The following is a 3,937-nucleotide window of genomic DNA, read 5'->3' as shown; positions in this document are numbered from 1 at the left end:
AACCTGTATTTGGTACGCTCACACAATTTATGGGCCTAAGAAAAGTGAATACCATTGGAATTGAGCAGGCCAATAAATGCATGCAGCTTTCAGCCATAGCCTACAACCTTAAAAAATATATGAAATTTATAGAAAAACGTACTAAAAGCGAAGCAGGGGCACAGGCGCTTTATTTTAGTCTCAAAAATACCTTTTACAACCTTATAAACATGCTTTTAAAGCCTTTTAAAACACCAGGATTTTTAAGTCTATAAAAACAGAAACCGACTTTAAAAGACGGTTTCTAATTATAATTTTAGGATACATTATGGGCTTGTGCAACGGTTACCATTGTTAGCCACAGTTTTTTCTAATTGTTTAAAATAATTATGGTATTCTTCTTCGGATTTTTTTTCAAGATAGGGTTCTAATAAACCACAATTTGATTTCATATAGTGGATTAATCTATTTTTTCGTTCTAATTCGGGTGATATTTCTGAGTCTATAGGCCAGAAGTTGTTTAAAATTTGCCCAACTACAATTAGCCTTTCAATTTGACTTTCTGGTATGTCTTTTTTTAGAATTCCTTTTTCCATATAAAGTCGGAATAGCTGTTTTGACATACTTATTTCTAAAACCCTATTTTGGCTAAATATTTTATTAATGTCAGGGTTGTTAGTCAATATTTCAAATAAGTTGAGGTAGAAAAATTTATACTTTTCTTGAACTTTGAAAAGTAATCTATGACTTTCTAAATAAGTACTTATGTTCGGTTCTTTCTCTTGAATGTATTCATAAACGGTTTGAATTTCACTTAGCATTTCTTCATACAGACTAACTAATATTTTCTTTTTGTCTGGAAAATGATAAGAAAAGCTTCCTAAGCTTATACCCAAATTTTCACAAATTACTCTAGCGGTTACTTTGCTCAATCCATTTTTGTTATAGAGCAATCGAGTCTGATTAAGTATTTTTTGCTTCATAAATCAAAAATACAAATATTCGTACACTTGTACAATTGAAATTTGTATCGTACATTTGTACGAACAAAAGAAATGAATATGAAACTCAAAGAAAAACATATAGTAATCACTGGTGCGACTTCAGGCATAGGGAAGGCTTCAGCTCTAGCACTGGCAAAATCAGGCGCAAGAATAACAATTGTAGCTCGTAATCAGCAAAAAGTTGAAAGCACGTTGGCTGAAATCAAGGAAGTTTCTAGCCGTGACGACCATAGATTCGTTTTGGCTGATTTTGGCAGTTTAGCATCGGTTCGCAGTGCTGGTGAAGAGATTTTGAATTGGGGAGATAATATCGATGTGTTGCTGAATAACGCTGGTATAGCTAGCTCCGTCTACAGAGAAACGCAGGATGGTTATGAAGAATTATTTGCTGTTAATCATCTGGCTCCATTCCTGTTGACTGGTATATTACTGCCCCTGTTGCGTAATGATGGGGGGCGAATAGTCAACGTTGCTGCGATGGCTTATGGAATTGTGAAAGGAATGAACTTTGATGACCTACCTAAGTCGCAAAACTTCGAACCAAATAACGCATACGCGTACTCGAAATTAGCAAATGTGCTCTTTACAAAAGAGCTTGCAAAGCGACTTAAATCTACTGGAATTACCTGTAATACTTTACATCCAGGGGCTGTAGCTACAACTTTGGGTTCAAAAGATACAGGCTGGCTTCTTAGAATAATGTCTACTTTGATTAAATATTTACCTTTTTTATTTAAAACACCAGAGCAGGGTGCTAAAACTTCAATTTACCTCTCTGAAAGCGATGAAGTTGCCAACCTTACAGGAAAGTATTTTGTAGACTGTAAACAAGTAAAACTAAAGCCCGTTGGTGAGGATATGGAAGCGGCAAAACGTTTATGGACATTAAGTGAAGAAATGACTGGATTCACCTACCCAGAACTTTCTTAAATTCTTTGTTTTTGTTGGTTCTTTCAAATCTTACAATTATGAAATTTGTACCTTATGTAATAATGATAGCCTTATTAGCTCTACTTGTGTTGTCGGTTGTCTATTTATCAAAAAAAGCAATACTGGTTTTCGGAATTGACCAAATCTGGTTGGCTTATGTAGGGATTAGCCTGCTTGTTGTTTTCTTTCTTGTTGGCAGCGTTGCTTTAGTGAATTCAACAGGAGTTGTTGGGCACACACTGTATAAAATTGCAACTATTGCAATGGGAGTTTATCTCTTTTTAATCCTTTCTTTTTTAGTCGTTGATACCATTTCTTTAGTTATAGACATAGCACCAAGAACTTTTGGTATCATTGGGATGGGTATGACTTTAATCGTTTCCATTTTTGGTTATTGGAATTCAACAAATATCCGACTCACGGAACTAAATATTCCAATTAAGGGATTAGAAAAAGAAATTAAAGCCGTACATCTTACTGATACTCATATTGGGCATTTTAGGGTAAATGGTTTTTTGCAAAAAATCATTGATAAAACAAATGCTCAAAATCCCGATGTAATATTTCTGACGGGCGATTATTTAGATAGTAAATACGCTTTAAATAAAACGCATTTTGAACCCCTGAAGCAATTAAATGCTCCGATGTATTTTGTTGATGGTAACCACGATAAAGCAACTGACAACGATAGCATTATTGCTTTGATGCGGAGTGTAGGCGTTACGGTATTGGAAAACGAAGTTACCCACTTTAATGGACTACAGATAGCTGGTCTGAACCATATGCTAGCCGACAGAAATTCGTTTGACATGCACGCCTCAGGAGATAATCCTACAGTTGATGAAACTTTGCAAAAATTGAATATTGACAAAGAAAAGCCTACCGTTCTTCTTCATCATGCACCGAATGGAATTAAACATGCAAATCAATATGGCATTGATTTATACCTAGCTGGACACACGCATGCTGGGCAAATTTTTCCTTTCACCATTTTTTCAAATCTAATATTTGAGTACAATCGGGGTTTACATGATTATATGGGAACAAAAGTACTCGTTTCGGAAGGAATAGGAACGATGGGGCCTCCGTTTAGGATTGGCACAAAAAGTGAGGTAGTTTCTCTAACATTATCTCCAAATACTTAGATGATAAAAACCAGACAGCTGATTCATCATGACCAATTGTGGCTAACGTGTTTGGCTATGGTTTCGTTGCGTGAAAATCCGCGAGGATTTTCCGCCGTAAACCGAAGATAGCAAATTTGCGTGGGCTTTCCGAGAGGAAAGTCAGAAGCAATGAACTATAGCCGGTGTTGGCTGTAGGTTTTTATTTATTTGACTTTTCAAATCTGGAAAACGATTTTATAATATCAATATAATCATTCCAATATTCAGGATTTGATTTTGGATTCGTTTTGTCATTGTAAAAGAAAATTCTAACTATTTCATTCTCATCATTTCTCTGAATTCTGTCCTTGTCTTTAATGATTTTTTCAATCGCATTCTCCGTCAAACCTTTGTATTTTGTATAAACTGGAAATTCCGAATAAGGCATTTCTTTATGGATGCTTTCTTGTTTGTCTTTAGAATTCCAACCTAAAGGCATATATTCTCGGTTAAAGACAAACCATTCGTTATTATTATTTTTTTTCAACCCGTAGGGAAAGTTTATTCTAAAAAAATCAGTTAATGCCATTTTCTTGTTTTATAAAATTTAATATTCATCAAAATTTTCTTTTTCAACATCAATTCCGTTATTTGCTAAAAAATCTTCTCCGCAGTCGTTACAAATGAATTCATTAGAGTCATAACTCAGATTTGTCACATTATCTGAATAACATTCAGGGCATTGTACTATCATAATTCAATTTTTTTATGGGTTTCGTTTAACTTACAGCCAACGGTCTCCTTTACTTTGATATTATTAGATTTAACAAGAGAAGAGAGGAGAACTCTAACGGTCTCTAGGCAATACCTATTATCCGTAATAGTCCTCTCTGCCTCTTGTAAGATGCTTAGCTGAAC

General features: G+C 34.7%; 5 protein-coding genes and 1 pseudogene. 3 read left to right on the top strand and 3 right to left on the bottom strand.

Annotated elements, in window-relative coordinates:
- Positions 1-254: pseudogene (locus tag J1D01_RS17220) on the top strand (hypothetical protein); the annotation flags it as partial.
- Positions 255-305: 51 nt separating this feature from the next.
- Here the strand turns inward: J1D01_RS17220 and J1D01_RS17215 are convergent.
- Positions 306-962, bottom strand: a complete 657-nt coding sequence (locus J1D01_RS17215) for a TetR/AcrR family transcriptional regulator (protein WP_421151742.1) — start codon at positions 960-962, stop codon at positions 306-308.
- Positions 963-1,040: 78 nt separating this feature from the next.
- Between J1D01_RS17215 and J1D01_RS17210 the strand changes: the two genes are divergently transcribed.
- Together J1D01_RS17210 and J1D01_RS17205 are read left to right on the top strand one after the other, a co-directional pair.
- The gene (locus tag J1D01_RS17210) at positions 1,041-1,913 is read left to right on the top strand and encodes an SDR family oxidoreductase (RefSeq protein WP_349664408.1); all 873 of its coding nucleotides are present in this window, start codon (positions 1,041-1,043) and stop codon (positions 1,911-1,913) included.
- Positions 1,914-1,951: 38 nt separating this feature from the next.
- On the top strand, positions 1,952-3,058 hold the full coding sequence (locus J1D01_RS17205) for a metallophosphoesterase (RefSeq protein WP_421151741.1): 1,107 nt from the start codon (positions 1,952-1,954) through the stop codon (positions 3,056-3,058).
- A 181-nt stretch (positions 3,059-3,239) separates the two neighbouring features.
- On the opposite strand, the gene J1D01_RS17200 is transcribed toward J1D01_RS17205, so the two are convergent.
- Positions 3,240-3,608 (bottom strand): hypothetical protein, encoded by a 369-nt coding sequence (locus tag J1D01_RS17200; protein ID WP_421151740.1) that lies wholly within the window; start codon positions 3,606-3,608, stop codon positions 3,240-3,242.
- Between the two features lie 18 nt (positions 3,609-3,626).
- Entirely contained in the window at positions 3,627-3,773 is a 147-nt protein-coding gene (locus tag J1D01_RS17195) for a hypothetical protein (RefSeq protein ID WP_421151739.1), read from the bottom strand.
- Positions 3,774-3,937: the final 164 nt, after the last annotated feature.

Source organism: Seonamhaeicola sp. NFXS20, from assembly GCF_049132085.1.
GTDB lineage: Bacteria > Bacteroidota > Bacteroidia > Flavobacteriales > Flavobacteriaceae > Seonamhaeicola.
The sequence above is the reverse complement of the archived record's forward strand: the minus strand, read 5'-3'. Positions and strand labels throughout refer to the sequence as shown.

What these genes read in the sequence shown, in the direction of transcription:
- J1D01_RS17215 (WP_421151742.1), bottom strand. Translation starts at nt 962, where the DNA reads ATGAAGCAAAAAATACTTAATCAGACTCGATTGCTCTATAACAAAAAT.
- J1D01_RS17210 (WP_349664408.1), top strand. Translation starts at nt 1,041, where the DNA reads ATGAAACTCAAAGAAAAACATATAGTAATCACTGGTGCGACTTCAGGC.
- J1D01_RS17205 (WP_421151741.1), top strand. Translation starts at nt 1,952, where the DNA reads ATGAAATTTGTACCTTATGTAATAATGATAGCCTTATTAGCTCTACTT.
- J1D01_RS17200 (WP_421151740.1), bottom strand. Translation starts at nt 3,608, where the DNA reads ATGGCATTAACTGATTTTTTTAGAATAAACTTTCCCTACGGGTTGAAA.
- J1D01_RS17195 (WP_421151739.1), bottom strand. Translation starts at nt 3,773, where the DNA reads ATGATAGTACAATGCCCTGAATGTTATTCAGATAATGTGACAAATCTG.